Origin of the sequence: Ruminococcus sp. SR1/5 (assembly GCF_000209835.1) — a bacterium.
In the GTDB taxonomy this organism is placed as follows: domain Bacteria; phylum Bacillota; class Clostridia; order Lachnospirales; family Lachnospiraceae; genus Blautia_A; species Blautia_A fusiformis.
Window position 1 is genome coordinate 1615050 of record NC_021014.1, and the last position, 19359, is coordinate 1634408.

12 protein-coding genes and 2 pseudogenes are annotated in these 19359 nt (G+C 45.5%); 12 read left to right on the forward strand and 2 right to left on the reverse strand.

The genetic code is table 11. From position 1 onward, the window contains the following. Positions 1-68: 68 nt before the first annotated feature. The 5 genes from CK1_RS08265 (at position 69) to CK1_RS08285 (ending at position 7036) form a co-directional block, all read left to right on the forward strand. On the forward strand, positions 69-647 hold the full coding sequence (locus tag CK1_RS08265; protein ID WP_015525807.1) for a DUF6553 family protein: 579 nt from the start codon (positions 69-71) through the stop codon (positions 645-647). Positions 648-788: 141 nt separating this feature from the next. After that, the gene (locus CK1_RS08270; protein WP_015525808.1) at positions 789-3710 is read left to right on the forward strand and encodes an insulinase family protein; all 2922 of its coding nucleotides are present in this window, start codon (positions 789-791) and stop codon (positions 3708-3710) included. Between the two features lie 68 nt (positions 3711-3778). Next, positions 3779-4687, forward strand: coding sequence for a GTPase Era (gene era, locus CK1_RS08275; RefSeq protein WP_015525809.1), 909 nt, complete (start codon positions 3779-3781; stop codon positions 4685-4687). A 2-nt stretch (positions 4688-4689) separates the two neighbouring features. Continuing rightward, the gene (gene recO, locus CK1_RS08280) at positions 4690-5448 is read left to right on the forward strand and encodes a DNA repair protein RecO (protein ID WP_015525810.1); all 759 of its coding nucleotides are present in this window, start codon (positions 4690-4692) and stop codon (positions 5446-5448) included. Between the two features lie 193 nt (positions 5449-5641). Then, positions 5642-7036: a glycine--tRNA ligase gene (locus tag CK1_RS08285; RefSeq protein ID WP_015525811.1), complete on the forward strand. Its 1395-nt coding sequence runs from the start codon at positions 5642-5644 to the stop codon at positions 7034-7036. A 123-nt stretch (positions 7037-7159) separates the two neighbouring features. Here CK1_RS08285 and CK1_RS08290 read toward each other — a convergent pair. Then, positions 7160-7984: pseudogene (locus CK1_RS08290) on the reverse strand (AraC family ligand binding domain-containing protein); the annotation flags it as partial. Positions 7985-8401: 417 nt separating this feature from the next. On the opposite strand from CK1_RS08290, the gene CK1_RS08295 reads away from it, so the two are divergent. The 4 genes from CK1_RS08295 to CK1_RS08310 are packed head-to-tail and all read left to right on the forward strand — an operon-like array spanning position 8402 to position 13628. Continuing rightward, positions 8402-9697, forward strand: coding sequence for an ABC transporter substrate-binding protein (locus CK1_RS08295; protein ID WP_015525814.1), 1296 nt, complete (start codon positions 8402-8404; stop codon positions 9695-9697). Positions 9698-9714: 17 nt separating this feature from the next. Beyond that, on the forward strand, positions 9715-10578 hold the full coding sequence (locus CK1_RS08300) for a carbohydrate ABC transporter permease (RefSeq protein WP_502685126.1): 864 nt from the start codon (positions 9715-9717) through the stop codon (positions 10576-10578). Next, positions 10578-11420, forward strand: coding sequence for a carbohydrate ABC transporter permease (locus CK1_RS08305; RefSeq protein ID WP_015525816.1), 843 nt, complete (start codon positions 10578-10580; stop codon positions 11418-11420). The genes CK1_RS08300 and CK1_RS08305 overlap by 1 nt, the downstream gene beginning before the upstream one ends. A gap of 27 nt (positions 11421-11447) precedes the next feature. After that, positions 11448-13628: an alpha-galactosidase gene (locus tag CK1_RS08310; protein ID WP_015525817.1), complete on the forward strand. Its 2181-nt coding sequence runs from the start codon at positions 11448-11450 to the stop codon at positions 13626-13628. 89 nt (positions 13629-13717) lie between these two features. Here the strand turns inward: CK1_RS08310 and CK1_RS08315 are convergent, their stop codons facing one another. Further along, positions 13718-14596 carry an aldose 1-epimerase family protein gene (locus tag CK1_RS08315; protein WP_015525818.1) on the reverse strand — a complete coding sequence of 293 codons (879 nt, stop codon included), beginning with the start codon at positions 14594-14596 and terminating at the stop codon, positions 13718-13720. A 269-nt stretch (positions 14597-14865) separates the two neighbouring features. Here CK1_RS08315 and ppdK point away from each other — a divergent pair, with 269 nt between their 5' ends. From ppdK to CK1_RS08330, 3 genes and pseudogenes are all read left to right on the forward strand, one after another. Next, the gene (gene ppdK, locus CK1_RS08320) at positions 14866-17496 is read left to right on the forward strand and encodes a pyruvate, phosphate dikinase (protein ID WP_015525819.1); all 2631 of its coding nucleotides are present in this window, start codon (positions 14866-14868) and stop codon (positions 17494-17496) included. Between the two features lie 195 nt (positions 17497-17691). After that, positions 17692-18743, forward strand: a pseudogene (gene rsmH, locus CK1_RS08325) (16S rRNA (cytosine(1402)-N(4))-methyltransferase RsmH). Positions 18744-18884: 141 nt separating this feature from the next. After that, on the forward strand, positions 18885-19349 hold the full coding sequence (locus tag CK1_RS08330; protein WP_015525821.1) for a GtrA family protein: 465 nt from the start codon (positions 18885-18887) through the stop codon (positions 19347-19349). Positions 19350-19359: the final 10 nt, after the last annotated feature.

The window sequence follows — 19359 nt, forward strand, 5'->3', positions numbered from 1 at the left end:
ATCACAGATAGGGGTGTATTTTTGGCAGGTTGTCTGATATAATATTCAGATATCAGGAGGAAGAATGAATGGATACACCAACAATTGCGAAATACTATAGAGAGAAAGATCCCATGGAGCGCCTGAAGCTTCTGGAGCAGTCCATTGCAGCAGGAGAAGAACCGGAAGAAAACAGGATCCGCAAGGAACTCTGGGAGATCCGTTACAGCGATAAAGCTGAGACTGGTGATACCAGGGCAGACGGTTATCTCGGTCTCTGGATGACCATGGAGTTTAACCGGAATTCCGCTTCCAGATTCTTTGGTACAAGAAGTGCGAAGAAAGAGATAGGCAAGTATCTTAAGAAGCTGAAATTTCAGGAGCTCCAGGAAAGGGGCGGCCTTTATGAGGAGCTTCTTTACCGGGAATGCTGTCATCTGGTTCTGGTCTACATGGATCTCTGTCAGACAGATAAATCCTATAACACAACGATTTTCGGCCTGATCCACATCAAGGAGGACAGTGCGAAGGCCAAGGTCCAGAGAGACATCAGGGAAACAGCTGTGGAGCTTCCGGCTAATCTTGGAATGGAAGCTGAGCTTGGAATCATCACAAGAGCTGCCAGAGAGATCTACAGGCAGTATTATCCCAACGAAGGAAACATTTAGGAGGCCGGAGAGCTTCCGTTTCAGGCTGTCTGACTACTCAGGCAGCCTTTTGTTGCCATGCATCCGATAAAATATTCTGAGATTTTTTGAACGAAGATCCATGTCGGGTGTGAAGAGAAACATTCAGGAGGTTACTATTTTATGAATCCCAATCATCTGAAAGCATATGAAGTCCTGAAGGAAGAGGAGCTTCAGGATATTCATTCAAAAGGATGGCTTCTGAGACACAAAAAAACAGGAGCCAGAGTGATGCTCATCGAGAATAGTGATGAGAATAAGGTTTTTAACATTGCATTCCGTACACCGCCGAAAAACAGCACAGGTGTTGCTCATATATTGGAACACAGCGTACTGTGCGGCTCCAGGGAATTTCCGCTTAAGGATCCTTTTGTGGAGCTGGTAAAAGGTTCTCTTAATACCTTCCTTAATGCCATGACCTATCCGGATAAGACCTGCTACCCGATAGCAAGCTGTAATGACCGGGATTTCCAGAATCTGATGCATGTATATCTGGATGCGGTATTCTATCCGAATATTTACAAAAAAGAAGAGATCTTCCGTCAGGAAGGCTGGAACTACCATCTGGAGAAAAAAGAAGGCCCGCTGAAATACAACGGTGTCGTTTACAATGAAATGAAGGGTGCTTTTTCCTCACCGGATGATGTTCTGGAGCGTGAGATCATGAATTCCCTGTTCCCGGATACCACCTATGGCTGTGAGTCCGGCGGAGATCCTGTAAATATCCCGGATCTCAGTTACGAGGAATTCCTGGATTTCCACAGACAGTACTATCATCCGTCCAACAGCTTTATCTATCTCTATGGAAACATGGATATGGAGGAGAAACTGGAGTTTATTGACAGCCATTATCTGTCTGCCTTTGATTCCCTTGCCATTGATTCCCAGATCCGGGATCAGGAAGCTTTTGCCCAGGTAAAAGATATCCAGAAAAATTATCCGGTGTCAGAGGACGAAGGAGAAGAGGATAACACTTATCTTTCCTACAATATGGTTGTGGGTGAAGCAGCAGATATCAACTTAAGTCTTGCTTTCGAAGTCCTGGATTACGCACTTTTAAGCGCACCGGGTGCACCGTTGAAACAGGCACTTCTGGATGCAAAGATTGGCAAGGATATCTATGGCTCCTTTGAGGATGGAATCAAACAGACCTATTTCTCCATCGTGGCAAAGGGAGCCAACTTAAGCCAGAAAGAGGAATTTGTCAAAGTGATCCGTGACACCCTCACAAAGATCATGGAGGAAGGTATCGACAAGAAGGCAGTAACAGCCGGAATCAACTACTACGAATTCCGTTTCCGTGAGGCAGATTTCTCTTCCTATCCGAAGGGACTGATGTATGGCCTGGATATTTTAAGCAGCTGGCTTTATGACGATACAAAGCCGTTCTGTGAAGTACAGCTTCTTGAGGGATTTGAGTTCCTCAAAAAAGCTCTGGAAGAGGGATATTTTGAGGATCTGATCCGTAAATATCTTCTGGATAATACCCATGGCGCGATCCTTTCCCTGGTACCGGAGAAAGGCCTTGCTGCTAAGAGAGACAAAGAACTGGAAGAAAAACTGGAGAATTACAGAAAGAGCCTTTCTGATGAAGAGCTTACCCGGATGGTAGAGAATACAAAAGCCCTGGAAGCTTATCAGGAATCCGAGGAAGATCCGGAAACACTGACCTGTATCCCGATGCTTTCCAGAGAAGATATCAAAAAAGAGATCACAGGACTGACAAACGAGGAGCACCATGTGGAGGACAGCCTGTTTCTGTATCATGATGTGTGCACCAATGGTATCGGTTATGCAGATCTTCTTTTTGAGATCCATGACTTTGATGTTGACACAGTCCATTATCTGGGACTTCTGAAATCTGTGCTTGGTGCAGTGGATACAGAGAATTACACATATGGCGAGTTGTTTAATGAAGTGAATGCGAGAACCGGCGGTATTGCCTATGGGATAGAGGTTTTTGATGATGCCCAGGATACCGATGCATTCCGTGCCATGTTTGCCGTAAGAGGAAAAGCGTTATATCCGGAGATGGATTTCATGTTTTCCATGATCCGGGAGGTTCTTACAACTTCGAAGCTGGATGACACCAAACGTCTCTACGAGATCATTGCCAGAGTGAGATCCAGAGCCCAGGCCAGCCTTGCAAGTGCAGGCCATTCCACCGCCGTTCTCCGTGGTGCTTCCTACGCATCTCCGATGGCGGCATTCCAGGATGAGATGGCAGGAATCGGATATTATCAGTTTATCGAAAAACTGGAGAAGGATTTTGACAGCTGCAAGGATGAGATCGTGAAAAATCTCCGTAAGGTGATGGAAGAGGTCCTTCGTCCGGAGAATTTCTGTGTAAGCTATACCGGAGAGAGAGAATCTCTGGATGTAGTAAAAGCACAGGCTGCCGGGATCAAAAAAGTTTTGTTTAACGGACAGAAGCCGGAGTCTGTGAAGCAGGCCCCCTGCATAAAGAAAAACGAAGCCTTCAAGACCTCCGGCCAGGTCCAGTATGTGGCACAGAACGGAAACTTCCGCAAAAAAGGCCTGGAGTATACCGGTGCACTGGAGATCCTGAAAGTGATCTTAAGCTACGATTATCTCTGGATCAACCTTCGTGTAAAGGGTGGAGCGTATGGCTGCATGAGTGGCTTTAAGAGAAACGGAGAGAGCTTCCTGGTATCCTACCGTGATCCCCATCTAAAGAGAACCCTGGAAGTATACCAAGGAGTGCCGGATTATATCCGTGCCTTTGAGGCAGACGAGCGTGAGATGACAAAATATATTATCGGAACGATCAGCAACAAGGATGTGCCGAGAACTCCGCAGATGCAGGGAAGTATCTCAAAAACCGCATATTTCTCCAATGTTACAGAGGATATGCTCCAGAAGGAAAGAAATCAGATCCTCGGAGCGCAGAAGGAGGATATCCAGAAACTGGCAGCTCTTGTAGAAGCAGTACTTTCCGATGATCAGATCTGCGTAGTAGGAAGTGAGACTGCAATAGAGAAGGCGGAAGATGTATTCATGGAAGTGAAGCCACTGATCGGCTGATGAGAAACAAAGCCTGCTGTCCGTTAAATGGGATAGCAGGCTGTGAAAGGATTATGAGAGGATAAAGAATGGATAATAATTTTAGATCAGGCTTTGTTGCGATCATCGGAAGACCGAATGTTGGAAAATCCACGCTGATGAACCATCTTATCGGACAGAAGATCGCCATCACATCAAACAAGCCACAGACAACCAGAAACAAGATACAGACTGTGTATACCTGTGATGAGGGACAGATCGTATTTTTGGACACACCGGGTATCCACAAGGCAAAAAACAAGCTTGGAGAATACATGGTACAGGTTGCGGAGAGAACCCTGAAGGAAGTAGATGCCATTATGTGGCTGGTGGAGCCGTCCACATTCGTAGGTGCGGGAGAGCGCCACATTGCCGAGCAGCTGCAGAAGGTTGGAGTTCCAGTGATTCTCATCATCAACAAGATCGATACGGTAAAAAAAGAAGAGCTTCTTCCTGCGATCGATACCTACCGTAAGATCTGCGATTTTGCAGAGATCATTCCTTGCTCTGCCCTCCGCGGAAAAAACACACAGGATATCATTCCAAGTATTTTCAAATATCTTCCGTACGGACCGATGTTCTATGATGAGGATACAGTTACCGACCAGCCTCAGCGCCAGATCGCCGCAGAGATCATCCGTGAGAAGGCTCTGCATGCACTGGATGAGGAGATCCCTCACGGAATCGCCGTTGCCATCGACCGGATGAAGAAACGTCCGGGAAGAAGCAACATCATAGATATTGATGCGACCATCATCTGCGAGCGTAATTCCCACAAAGGCATCATCATCGGAAAACAGGGTGCCATGTTGAAAAAGATCGGAAGCAATGCCCGCTATGAGCTGGAGCGTATGCTGGAAGCAAAGGTAAACCTAAAGCTCTGGGTCAAGGTGACTAAGAACTGGAGAGACAGTGATTTCCTGATCAAGAACTTTGGATATGATAAGAAAGAAATCTGAAAATGAGTGATCTGATTACCGTACAGGGAGTGGTACTTTCTGCTATGCCGGTAGGGGATTATGACAAGCGGATCGTCCTTCTCACAAGAGAGAGGGGGAAGATCTCCGCTTTTGCCAAGGGAGCGAGACGGCAGAACAGTCCGTTCATGGCAGCAGCTAACCCGTTTGTATTCGGAAGCTTTACTCTTTATGAGGGAAGGACGAGCTATAATCTGAATCAGGTCAGCGTGCAGCATCATTTTGTGGAGCTGGCCACCCGGCAGCCGGGGGTTTACTATGGATATTATTTTCTGGAGCTGGCAGATTATTTTGGCAAAGAGGGAACGGATGAGAAGGAGATGATGAATCTTCTCTATGTGACCATCAAAGCCATTTTGAATCCTCATATAGAAGACCGGCTGGTGCGCTGTATCTATGAACTGCGGACTATGGTGATCCAGGGCGTGATGCCGCAGCTGTTCCAGTGTGCGGGCTGCGGGAGAGAGCTTACGGAGGAAGAAACCGGAGAACTTTTTTTCTCCCAGGACGAGCATGGGATCCTGTGTGCGGACTGCAGCAGGATGGCCATGGACAGGAAACGGATCTCAGCGGCTGCCCTGTATGCCATGCGCTACATAGCCGTGTCCCCCCTGGCAAAGCTGTATACGTTTACAGTACGGGATGATGTGCTGCGGGAACTGGAACGCCACATTTACCGGTATACGGAGCTGAATACAGACAAGCGGTTTAAAAGTCTGGAGATCCTGGAATTGATGAGATAGATCACTGCCGGCTGCGGAATAACCGTAACGATTTATTTTTCAAAAGCAGGACAGGAAGCAATGCAAATGGAAATATCCTTGAAAAATCATGAGGATACTAGTATAATAAGACCAAAAATGTAAAAAAGCAGCTTTTTCCGGAGCTTTCCGGACGCATTTGGCGGAACAGCTGCAAGTCAAGAGGAGAGAAATCATGGAAAAGACAATGGAAAAGATCGTAGCTCTTGCAAAAGCCAGAGGATTTGTTTACCCGGGTTCCGAGATCTACGGCGGCCTGGCAAACACGTGGGATTATGGAAATCTCGGTGTAGAGCTTAAAAATAACGTAAAACGTGCATGGTGGCAGAAATTCATTCAGGAGTCTCCGTACAATGTAGGTGTTGACTGTGCGATCCTTATGAACCCGCAGACATGGATCGCTTCCGGACATCTTGGCGGATTTTCTGATCCTCTTATGGACTGTAAAGAGTGCCACGAGCGTTTCCGTGCAGATAAACTCATTGAGGACTTTTGTGCAGAGCATGACATTGCCATTGAGGGAAGCGTAGATGCATGGTCCCAGGAGAAGATGATGGACTTCATCAAAGAACACGAGGTAGGATGTCCGAGCTGTGGTAAACACAACTTCACAGATATCCGTCAGTTCAACCTGATGTTCAAGACATTCCAGGGTGTTACCGAAGATGCCAAGAATACTGTATATTTAAGACCGGAGACTGCACAGGGTATTTTCGTAAACTTCAAGAACGTACAGAGAACATCCCGTAAAAAGATCCCGTTTGGTATCGGCCAGATCGGTAAATCCTTCCGTAACGAGATCACACCGGGTAACTTCACATTCCGTACCCGTGAGTTCGAGCAGATGGAGCTTGAGTTCTTCTGCGAGCCGGATACAGATCTTGAGTGGTTTGCATACTGGAAGAAGTTCTGCCTTGACTGGCTGAGTGCTCTCGGACTTAAGGATGATGAGGTTCGTTACCGTGACCATGATAAGGAAGAGCTGAGCTTCTACAGCAAGGCTACCACAGATGTGGAATTCCTTTTCCCATTCGGATGGGGTGAGCTCTGGGGAATCGCTGACAGAACAGATTATGACCTGACACAGCATCAGAATGTATCCGGCCAGGATCTCACATACTTTGATGATGAGAAGAAACAGAAATATATCCCATACGTTATCGAGCCATCACTTGGAGCAGACCGTATGGTACTTGCTTTCCTCTGCAGCGCTTACGATGAGGAAGTTCTGGATGCAGAGAAGAACGATGTCCGTACAGTCCTTCATTTCCATCCGGTGCTTGCACCGGTTAAGATCGGTGTGCTTCCGCTTTCCAAGAAGCTTAACGAGGGTGCTGAGAAGATCTACCAGCAGCTTTCCAAGAAGTACAACTGTGAGTACGATGATCGTGGAAATATCGGTAAACGTTACCGCAGACAGGATGAGATCGGTACTCCGTTCTGTATCACTTATGACTTCGAGTCTGAGAATGACGGTGCAGTTACAGTCCGTGACCGTGACACTATGGAGCAGGTACGTGTGAAGATCGATGAGCTTGATGCATACTTTGCTGATAAATTTACATTTTAAGTAAATACATTTTTTAATAAAAAACCTCCGGCTATTTTCTGGCCGGAGGCTTTTTTCAATAAGTCTGTTTTTCATCCGCCAGTTTCTTGGCGACATTCCGTATACATTTTTGAAAGCCCGGGAAAAATGCAGCTGATTGGGATATCCGACTGCATTTCCGATATCTGCGATAGACAGGGCTGTGATCTTAAGAAGTTCTGCAGCTTTGGTCATGCGATAGCTGATCAGGAATTCCTGGGGAGAACGTCCGATGGTGTCGTGGAAGATCTTACCGAAGTAGCTTCGGTTCAGGCCGCAGCAGGCTGCGATATCCTCAATGGAAATATCATTCTGGAAATTCTGTTCAATAAAAGAGAGCGCCTCCTTGATATAAAAATCACGGATACTTCCATCCTGTTTCATGCGGACAGTTTCAGTAGAGCGCATAAAGTAATCCAGAAAAAGCCAGGTATGTCCGATAAGATGAAAGGGTGATTCCTGGGAATTATGGCTGATATAAAGCATTTCCTCCATCATTTTCTGGCGGAGATCTGCAGAGTGGCTGTGATAGACCGGATGATCCGGACTTAAACCTGCAGTTTCCACGATCTCTTTTGCCCGGAGCCCGTCAAATTCCACCCAGGTGTACTCCCATGGAAAGTCGGTATCTGCAATGTAGGTGTTGATCTGACCGGGAAAAAGCATGAAACCCTGGCCGCTTTTTACCTGATAGGTGATGGTCTCTCCTGCGGAATTGTCTGCCATCAGAGTTCCTGTACCGGAGATCACATAATGAAAAATATAATGGTTTCGTGCGGCCGGGCCGAATGAATGTGCCGGAGCGCAGTGCTCCCAGCCATATTGGTATAGTCCGATATCAACAAAGTTTTCATTTGGAAAAACGGAGAAGAGAAGGTCATTCATATTTTTATCCTTTAGGCGCATGATTTTGTCTGGTTTCAGTAACATTATATATTAAAACAGCAGGGAACTTCAACATATGTATAAAAAATGCAATTACAAAAACAGCCTGTAAAATATACAAAAAAGAGAAAAATAATCGAGAAAACTTTGTGAGAAAATTAAGTTTCGCGAGAAACCTATTGATTTTCGATGAATCAGGAATATACTAATTTTAGATAAAAGTAGTGATATAGGTATAGAATATATCAAAATGCTAGATGACTTTAATGAAGACAGAGAAAAATTGCATTTTGGTATAAAACAAGAAAAACACTGCTATTTATGCAAGCATAAAGCTATGTTAAAATAGCTTTCAGAAAAAAGAAACCAGAGAATAAGTATTGGAGAACCCGGATAGCCATATCAGTTAAATGGGTGATATCCGACTTATCAAATAAAAGGAAAAGGAAGGAGCATTACAAGATGCGCAACAGAAGTAAATGGATCCTCTGTATGGGACTTGCCTTTACCATGGCAGCTTCCGTTACATTGAGCGGATGCGGCACAGGTAAAAAGGATAGCGGAAAGACAGAGATCGAACTTGTGCAGTATAAACCGGAAGCGGTTAAGGCATTTGAAAAACTGGAAGAAAAATTCAATGCCACTCATGATGATATCCATCTTACCATCGAATCACCAAACGATGCTATGACTGTATTGAAGACAAGATTTATCCGTGAGGATAATCCGGATATCATTGGAATCGGAGGCGATGTTAACTTTTCCAATTTTATTGATTCTGATATGCTGATGGATATTTCCGATTATCAGGGACTGGATTCGATCAAAGATGCATATAAAGAAATTGATAAAGCGCTGGAATTCGTTCCGGAAGACGGAGTCTATGCGGTTCCTTACGTGGCCAATGCCGCCGGAATCCTTTACAATCGTGAGCTTTTCAAGGAGCATGGCTGGCAGATCCCGACTACATGGGATGAATTTATGAGCCTTTGCCAGGAAATTCAGGATGCAGGTATCCAGCCGCTTTATTTCGGATTTAAAGATACCTGGACCTGTCTTGCACCGTGGAATTCTATTGCGGTAGATCTTGCACCAGCCGATGTATGCCGCCAGGTAAACCAGGGAAACACTACTTTTGCAAAAGAGTATAAGGAAGTAGCAGACCGTATGCTGGAGCTTATCCAGTATGGACCGGATGATCCCTTTGCCTATGATTACAATGGAGCCTGCACCGCTTTTGCAAAAGGGGAGGCTGCCATGTATCCCATCGGAAGCTATGCGATCCCGCAAATCCAGAGTGTAAATCCGGATATGGATATTGATTCTTTTGTAACACCGGCAAGCAATGATCCGTCAGAAAACAAACTGAATTCCGGAGTTGACCTTCAGTTCTGTGTGATGGATGACTGTGAGAATAAGGAAGCTGCATATGAAGTGCTGGATTTCCTTCTTGAGGATGAGAATATACAGACATATCTGGATGACCAGAAGGCAGTTCCCTGTAAAGAGGGTGATTTCACACTTCCCTCTACGCTGGATGGTATGAAGGAATACATAGAAGAGGGAAGGATGGCCGACTACCAGGATCATTATTATCCTACAGAGATGGCTGTGGATGCACAGATCCAGACCTTCCTGATGAAAAAGGATAAAGATGCATTCCTGAAAAAATTTGATACAGACTGGACAAGATATAACCGTGACATTATCCGTAAAGTACAGGACTATGAGGAGAAGAACGGGGAAGGAGAGAACTGATCATGGGAAAAAAATCTATGAGTGGAAGAAAGCTGACCTTTCTTCTGATCACCATTCCGATCGTGGCATTATTTTTCTGCTTTAACACACTGCCTCTGATCAAGGGTGTGATCTACAGCTTTACGAACTTTAAAGGCTATGGAAGCTATGACTGGGTAGGACTTCGAAACTATAAGGATCTTTTTACAGACAGCCGTGTTGGCGGTTCCTATCTGTTTACCTTTAAGCTGGCCATCGTGGCAACTATTGTAACGAATGTACTCAGCCTGATCCTGGCACTTGGACTGAACAGCAAGATCCGTTTCAAGAGTGCACTGCGTGGAGCTTATTTTATTCCTAATGTACTTGGCGCACTGGTCGTAGGATATATTTTCAATTATTTCTTTACATATATCCTGCCTGCATTCGGAAAGATGATCGGAAATAAAACATTGTCTTCCAGCATGCTTTCCAGTACGAGCCTGGCATGGGTTGCCATCGTGATCGTTTGTGCATGGCAGTCCATCGCAATGAATACCATTATCTATATTTCGGGCCTCCAGACAGTGCCGGAGGATGTATACGAGGCAGGAGCTATTGACGGTGCTACCGGATTCAGTAAGTTCCGTTATCTGACATTCCCGCTGATCGTTCCGTTTTTCAGTATCAACATGGTTCTCTGTGTGAAAAACTTCCTGATGGTATTTGATCAGATCATGGCTTTGACAAAGGGTGGTCCTGCACAGAGTACAGAATCCATTTCCTATCTGATCTATAACAATGGTATGAGTGGCGGTCAGTTTGGATTCCAGAGCGCTAATGCGGTTATATTCTTTATTGTGATCGTGATCATTTCTGCAGTGCAGTTGACTATCACAGGGAAAAAGGAGGAGCAGCTGTAATGAAAACGAAAGTAAGAGAAAAAGCGAACTGGCCGGTAACGATCCTTCTGATCCTTGGCCTTATCACAGTGGTATTTCCGCTTTATATGACAATTGTGATCGCATTCAAGCAGCCGACAGAGATGACCAACAGTGTAGCCGGGATCCTGTCTCTGCCAGAGAAATTCAGTCTTGCCAATTTCAGGGAAGCTATGGAGGTAACAGACTTCTGGCATTCTCTTGGAAACAGTGTATTGATCACTGTGATTACAGTGGTTCTTGCTATTGTAATTCATTCACTTTTAGGTTATGCTATAGCCAGAAACAAGAGAAGTAAATTTTATAAATTTATCTATCTCTATGTAGTGAGCGGTATGTTTGTTCCGTTTGCTATCCTGATGATGCCGCTTGTAAAGCAGACTGCTGAGATGGGCCTTGATAACAAAGTCGGTGTGATCATTCTTTACACGGTATTTTATATGCCTATGAATGTGCTTCTTTATTCCGGATATCTGACAAACATTCCAATGGCCCTTGAGGAGGCTGCCTGTGTGGATGGAGCCAGCACCTGGAAAACATATTGGAAGATCATCTTTCCGATCATGAAGCCGATGCATGCCACAGTGGCAGTTCTGACAGCACTTGGAACCTGGAATGATGTTATGACTCCATTGGTTATCATGTCCGGATCTACGGGTGGAACCACATTGCCTCTGGCACAGCTGAATTTCCAGACTCAGTTCGGAACAAACTATAACCTTGCGTTTGCCTCTTATCTGCTGGCACTGCTTCCGATCCTTCTGTTTTATCTGATCTGCCAGAAGCATATTTTAAATGGTGTTGTAAACGGTGCCGTAAAATAAAAACACAAGAAAAAGGAGGATTCACATATGGGAATCATCTACTGCGAGAAAGACAGAACGTTTACCCTGCAGACAAAAGAAACTACATATCAGATGCAGGTGGATCAGTACGGATTTCTTCTTCATCTCTATTATGGTAAAAAGGCAGAAGGCTGCATGGATTATCTTCTGACCTACTATGACAGAGGATTTTCCGGAAATCCCTATGATGCGGGAACAGACAGAACCTATTCCATGGACTCTCTTCCACAGGAGCTTTCCTGCTACGGAAACGGAGATTTCCGCAGTGCATCACTGATGCTGGAAAACGGTGACGGAAGCATGAGCTGTGATATGCGTTACAAGAACTATACTATCCGTGACGGTAAATACAGCCTTCCGGGGCTTCCGGCGGTTTATGCAGATAATGATGAGGCACAGACTCTGGAGATCGTACTGGAGGATCCGGCTACTGGCGTGGAGGCCATGCTTCTTTACGGTGTACTTCCGGAACTGGATATCATTACAAGAAGCGTCTATATCCGCAATCAGAGCAGTGAGAAGATCTATGTGAACAAGGTGATGTCCGCAGAACTGGATTTTCTTTACGGAGATTATGACCTGCTTACTTTTTACGGAAGACATGCCATGGAGCGGAATCTGCAGAGAGTACCGGTGGCTCATGGAAGTCAGATGATCGGCAGTGTCCGTGGCACATCCAGCCATCAGTATAATCCGATGATGATCCTGGCAGAGAAGGACACAACAGAGGATCATGGAGGCTGCTATGCTATGTCCTTTGTATATAGTGGAAATTTCCAGGGTGAGGTTCTTAAAGATCAGTACAATCAGACAAGAATGCTCCTTGGTGTACAGGAGGAGTGCTTCCGGTATCCGCTGGAAGCCGGGGAGACCTTCTATGCACCTGAGGTGATCTTAAGCTACACAGATCAGGGAATGAACCGTCTTTCCCAGAATCTGCACAGCTGCATCCGTCATCATATCTGCCGTGGTAAATATAAGACAGAGGTCCGTCCAGTGCTGGTAAACAGCTGGGAGGCAGCATATTTTGATTTTACAGGGGAGACTTTATATAATCTGGCAAAAGAGGCAAGGAGCCTTGGTATCGATATGCTGGTTCTGGATGACGGCTGGTTTGGAAAACGTGACGATGACAACAGTGGTCTTGGGGACTGGTATGTCAATGAGAAGAAGCTTGGAGAGACTCTCGGCGGACTGGTAAAAAGAGTCAATGACCTTGGAGTGAAATTCGGTATCTGGATCGAGCCGGAGATGATCTCTGAGGACAGTGATCTTTACCGTGAGCATCCGGACTGGGCACTTACGATTCCGGGAAGAAAACCAGTGAGATCCAGAAATCAGCTGGTACTTGATTTTTCTAGAAAAGAAGTTGTAGACGGAATCTTCGGACAGATCAGTGCGGTATTGGATAATGCCAATATTGAGTACGTTAAATGGGACATGAATCGAAGCCTGATGGATGTATTTTCCGTAATGACCAAGGATCAGGGACGTGTAATGTATGATTATGTCCTGGGATTGTACGATTTTCTGGACCGTATGGTGAACCGTTATCCGGATCTTCTGATCGAGGGCTGCAGCGGCGGCGGCGGAAGATTTGACGCAGGTATGCTGTATTACACACCGCAGATCTGGTGCAGCGACAACTCCGATGCTATTGACAGGCTTCGGATCCAGTATGGAACTTCCTTCGGATATCCGGTATCGGCCATGGGAGCACATGTGTCTGCAGTGCCGAACCATCAGACAGGAAGGATCACCCCGTTACATACCAGAGGTGTGGTTGCTATGTCCGGAACCTTCGGCTACGAGCTGGATCTTCTGAAGCTGACTGAGGAAGAAAAAGATGAGGTCCGCAGCCAGATCGGGGAATTCCGTAAATATGCGCCACTGATCCAGAACGGACGGTACTATCGCCTGACAGATCCGTTTAAGAGTGAGGTCTGTGCATGGGAGATCGTTGGAAATTCTCAGGAAGAAGTTCTGCTCAATGTTGTCATGGAGGAGTTCCATGGAAATATGACTGTGAATTATGTGCAGCTTCGCGGCCTTGATGAGAGTGCACTTTATAAGGAACAGACTACCGGCAGGATCTATTCCGGAGCTGCTCTGATGCATGGTGGAATGCCGCTTCCTGCAGAGTTTGGGGAGTACAGAGCTTATCAGTATCATTTTGTGAGAGAATAAGAGCGTATTGAGACAGTAAGATAAATAAAAGGATCCGTCATACAGACAGCTGAAAAAGCCGATGTATGGCGGATCTTTTTTATCATAGCTCAGTGTACGGTGATCTGATAGCTCTTGATAAATTCCTCATCCGGTTTCAGCACATTGATATTTGCTTTTTCGGAAAGAGGTTTTTCAAAACCACAGTCATCACAGCGTCCCATCCACGGCTCCAGGCATACGAAGGGAGCACCGGGTACGGACCAGATACCGAAATTCGGGAAGCCCTCACTGGTAAGTGTCAGATATGGAGTTCCGTCCGGGAAGAGGATACCGGCCTTTTGGATCTGGCCGTTATCAAAAACAAGAGCGTCTTTATCAAACATGTGAGGAGCAATGGAACAGGTTCCGTTTTCAAGGGAAAGTGTATGTGGCTCGTCAGCAAGGACTGTTCCTACAGACGTATCGATAAGGAGATAGGTAAGAGTGTCCAGGCCTTCAAAAGCAAGACGGTAATCACTCTGGGATTCGCCTTCACGTACCGGAACACGGAATGCCGGATGGCCGCCGATGGTAAAATACATAGTTTCAGAATCATTATTAACTACTTCCCAGCATACTTCCAGGTCGTGCTTCTTCAGAGTGTAGGTGATCTTCAGAGCGAAAGCAAACGGATAAACATTCAAGGTTTCTTCAGAGGACTTAAGGACAAAGGAAAGGGAAGTATCGGTGATATCCGTGCAGATAAAATCGCTGTCTCTTGCAAAGCCGTGCTGGCTGGAAGGATATTCCTTTCCGTTCAGACGCCAGATATCTTTGTAGTTACGTCCCACGTTGGGAAAAAGTACAGGCGCATGGCGTTTCCAGTAAGCCGGATCTGCCTGCCAGAGGATCTCCCTGTCATTAGTCTTGTCATAGATGCCGGTGAGTTCAGCACCGTGATCGGAAACGGAAATCTTAAGAAAGCTATTTTCAATCGTTCGTGTCATGATAAACCTCCTGTATGACAGCATTCGGGTAATATTACCTCGGAATTGCTGCATGTTTTTTCTATTTTAGCACATTTTTCAGATGATAACGAGAAAAATACAATCTGTGAAAAATATAACTGGAAAATCTGTCATATTTCACAAGAGAAATTGCTGTTTTTGGAAGAATAACCTTGACTAATGAAGGATAAATCTATAAAATAATTATGTGCGTAGAAAACATACATTTTTTATGTTTTAAAGAACAATAATTAGGAGGAAAATGTAAAATGGCAAAATGGGTTTACATGTTTACAGAAGGTAATGCTACTATGAGAAATCTTCTGGGCGGCAAAGGTGCCAACCTTGCTGAGATGACAAACCTCGGTCTTCCTGTACCGCAGGGCTTCACAATCACAACAGAGGCCTGCACACAGTACTACGAGGATGGCAGATCCATCAACGATGAGATCATGGCTCAGATCATGGAAGCAATTACCAAGATGGAAGGAGTTACCGGTAAGAAATTCGGTGACAAAGAAAATCCTCTGCTTGTATCCGTTCGTTCTGGTGCGAGAGCATCTATGCCAGGTATGATGGACACAATCCTCAACCTTGGTTTAAATGAAGAAGTTGTTAACACTCTTGCTGAGAAATCCGGCAATGAGCGTTGGGCTTGGGACTGCTACAGAAGATTCATCCAGATGTACTCTGACGTAGTTATGGAAGTTGGTAAGAAATACTTCGAGGAGCTCATCGATGAGATGAAAGCTAAGAGAGGTGTTAAGCAGGACGTTGAGCTTACAGCTGCTGACCTGCATGAGCTTGCTGACCAGTTCAAAGCTGAGTATAAATCTAAAATCGGTTCTGATTTCCCAACTGATCCGAAGGAGCAGCTGGTAGGCGCAATCAAAGCCGTATTCCGTTCCTGGGACAACCCACGTGCGAACGTATATCGTCGTGACAACGATATCCCATATTCCTGGGGTACAGCTGTTAACGTACAGATGATGGCATTCGGTAACATGGGTGATGACTGTGGTACAGGTGTTGCCTTCACACGTGACCCTGCTACAGGTGCTAACGGTCTGTTCGGTGAGTTCCTTACCAATGCACAGGGCGAGGACGTAGTTGCTGGTGTTCGTACACCTATGCACATCTCCGAGATGGAGCAGAAGTTCCCGGAAGCATTCGTACAGTTCAAACAGGTTTGCGAGACTCTTGAGAAACATTACAGAGACATGCAGGATATGGAGTTTACTGTAGAGCATGGTAAACTGTATATGCTTCAGACACGTAATGGTAAGAGAACTGCACAGGCTGCTCTTAAGATCGCTTGTGACCTCGTTGATGAGGGAATGAGAACTGAGGAAGAGGCTGTTGCAATGATCGATCCTCGTAACCTTGATACACTTCTTCATCCGCAGTTCGATGCAGCTGCTCTTAAAGCTGCTACACCGATGGGTAAAGGTCTTGGTGCTTCTCCAGGAGCTGCTTGCGGTAAGATCGTATTCTCTGCAGAGGACGCTGTTGAGTGGGCTGCAAGAGGAGAGAAAGTTGTTCTTGTTCGTCTTGAGACATCCCCAGAGGATATCACAGGTATGAAAGCTGCTCAGGGTATCCTGACAGTTCGTGGTGGTATGACATCTCACGCAGCTGTAGTTGCTCGTGGTATGGGATCCTGCTGTGTATCCGGATGCGGCGATATTGCTATGGATGAGGAGAACAAGAAATTCACACTTGCTGGTAAAGAATTCCATGAAGGAGATGCAATCTCCATTGATGGTACAACAGGTAACATCTATGACGGACTTATCCCGACTGTAGATGCTAAGATCGCTGGTGAGTTCGGACGTATCATGGGATGGGCTGACAAGTACAGAACAATGAAAGTTCGTACAAACGCTGATACTCCTGCTGATGCTAAGAAAGCTCGTGAGCTTGGTGCAGAGGGAATTGGTCTTTGCCGTACAGAGCATATGTTCTTCGAGGGCAACAGAATCGATGCATTCCGTGAGATGATCTGCTCTGAGACAGTAGAGGAGAGAGAAGCAGCACTTGCTAAGATCCTTCCGGAGCAGCAGGGAGACTTCGAGAAACTCTATGAGGCACTTGAAGGAAATCCTGTAACAATTCGTTTCCTTGATCCGCCACTTCATGAGTTCGTTCCTACAGAGGAAGAGGACATCAAGAAACTGGCTGATGCTCAGGGCAAGACTGTAGAGCAGATCAAGACAATCATCGCTTCCCTTCACGAGTTCAACCCGATGATGGGACATCGTGGATGCCGTCTTGCTGTTACTTATCCAGAGATTGCTAAGATGCAGACAAGCGCTGTTATCCGCGCAGCTATCAACGTTAAGAAGAATCATCCGGATTGGAACATCAAACCGGAGATCATGATTCCGCTTGTTGGTGACATCAAAGAGCTTAAATATGTTAAGAAATTCGTTGTAGAGACAGCAGATGCTGAGATCAAAGCAGCAGGTTCTGACCTTGAGTACGAGGTTGGTACTATGATCGAGATCCCGAGAGCAGCTCTTACAGCTGATGATATCGCTAAAGAGGCTGACTTCTTCTGCTTCGGTACAAACGACCTTACACAGATGACATACGGATTCTCCCGTGATGATGCTGGTAAGTTCCTTAACGCATACTATGATGCTAAGATCTTCGAGAACGATCCATTTGCTAAGCTTGACCAGACAGGTGTCGGCAAACTTATGAAGATGGCTATCGAGCTTGGAAAACCGGTTAACCCGAAACTTCACGTAGGTATCTGCGGTGAGCACGGTGGAGATCCGTCTTCCGTAGAGTTCTGCAACGAGATCGGACTTGACTATGTATCCTGCTCACCGTTCCGTGTACCGATTGCTCGTCTTGCAGCAGCACAGGCAGCAATCGCTAAGAAGAACGCATAAGTAAGAATACATTTCAGGCTGAAGTTTCAGTCTGAGCATATATAAAGCTTCTGGCAGTCTGTAGAAATACAGATTGTCAGAGGCTTTTTTTTCTTTATGATATTTTTTGAAGTATTCCGACGGTTTACGAAAAATAGGATTCATGGTATCATGAAAGAAACAGGGCAGATAAAGCCGGAGGATAAGGAGAATTTTATGAATCAGGAATCACAGACACCTCATAAGAGACGTGTACGATATAAAGGAAAATATCCGAAGAAATTCGAGGAGAAATATAAAGAGCTTCAGCCTGAAAAGTATAAGGATACCATTGAACATGTGATCAGCAAGGGAAACACACCGGCTGGAATGCATATTTCCATTATGGTAAAAGAGATCATTGATTTTTTGGAGATTAGGCCGGGACAGGTTGGATTTGATGCTACACTTGGTTACGGTGGGCATACAAAGGCCATGCTGGAATGTCTGAGAGGTCAGGGACACATGTACGCCACGGATGTGGACCCGGAAGAATCTGCCAAGACAAGAAAACGTCTGGCAGAGCAGGGATTCGGAGAAGATATCCTGACAATTAAACTCCAGAATTTCTGCACCATTGATGAGATCGCAGAGGAAGTTGGAGGCTTTGATTTTATCCTTGCGGATCTTGGGGTGTCTTCTATGCAGATCGACAATCCCAAGAGAGGGTTTTCCTTTAAGGTGGATGGTCCTCTGGATTTAAGGCTGAACCAGGAAACCGGGATCAGCGCAGCACAGCGTCTGGATACCATTTCAAGAGAAGAGCTTGCCGGAATGCTGGATGAGAATTCCGATGAGCCGTACTGTGAGGAGATCGCGAAGGCCATCACAGATGAGATCCGAAGAGGAAACCACATAGATACCACTACGAAGCTTCGTGAAGTCATTGAGAAGACATTGTCTTTCCTTCCTGAAAAAGAGAGGAAAGACACGGTGAAAAAACATGCCAGAGAGTTTTCCAGGCACTGCGTATTGATGTGAACCGGGAATTCGAGGTCCTCTATGATTTTATGGAAAAACTTCCCGGAGCGCTGAAGCCAGGCGGCCGTGTAGCAATCCTTACCTTCCATTCCGGAGAGGACAAGCTGGTAAAGAAAGCCTTAAAGCAGGGCTATAAAGACGGCATCTATTCCGACTATTCAAAAGATGTGATCCGTCCTTCCGCACAGGAATGTGCACAGAATGGGCGCGCCAGATCCACGAAGATGCGCTGGGCTGTGAAGGCCTGAGTGAAGAGTGAAAGAGCAGTTCTGATACAAATACAGAAACAGAAAAATCCTGGAATGCGTTGACATTCGGGATTTTTTTTGCTATGTTATATAAGTTTACATATGATAAAGCTACGGCTTAAACTGAATAGGAGAAAGGGTATGGATGTGGAGGAAAAGAAGGACATTTTTGATAAACTGATGCATCTTCCGGTGCTGAATATATTTGAACCTTTTTATAAGAAACATAAGGAAGTTCTGATGTATCTGTTCTTTGGAGGGCTCACATTTTTTCTGAACATTGCATTGTATGCATGGCTGGATAAGGGCCTGGGCATGAATGCGCTGATTGCCAATGTGATCTGCTGGGTGGTCTGCGTACTGTTCCAGTATTTTACAAACAGGACATGGGTATTCGACGGGCAGGTGGATTCCGCCGCCGGATTTTTAAAGCAGATGGCTTCGTTTTTCGGAGGACGGCTCTTTACTCTGATTGTGGAGGAAGCAATCCTTGCGGTATTTATCACCTGGCTTGGATTTAACAGCATGGCAGTGAAACTTGTTGCTCAGGTGGTTGTGATCGTATTGAATTATGTGATCAGTAAATTGATTGTTTTTAAAAAATAAAAGATAGTTA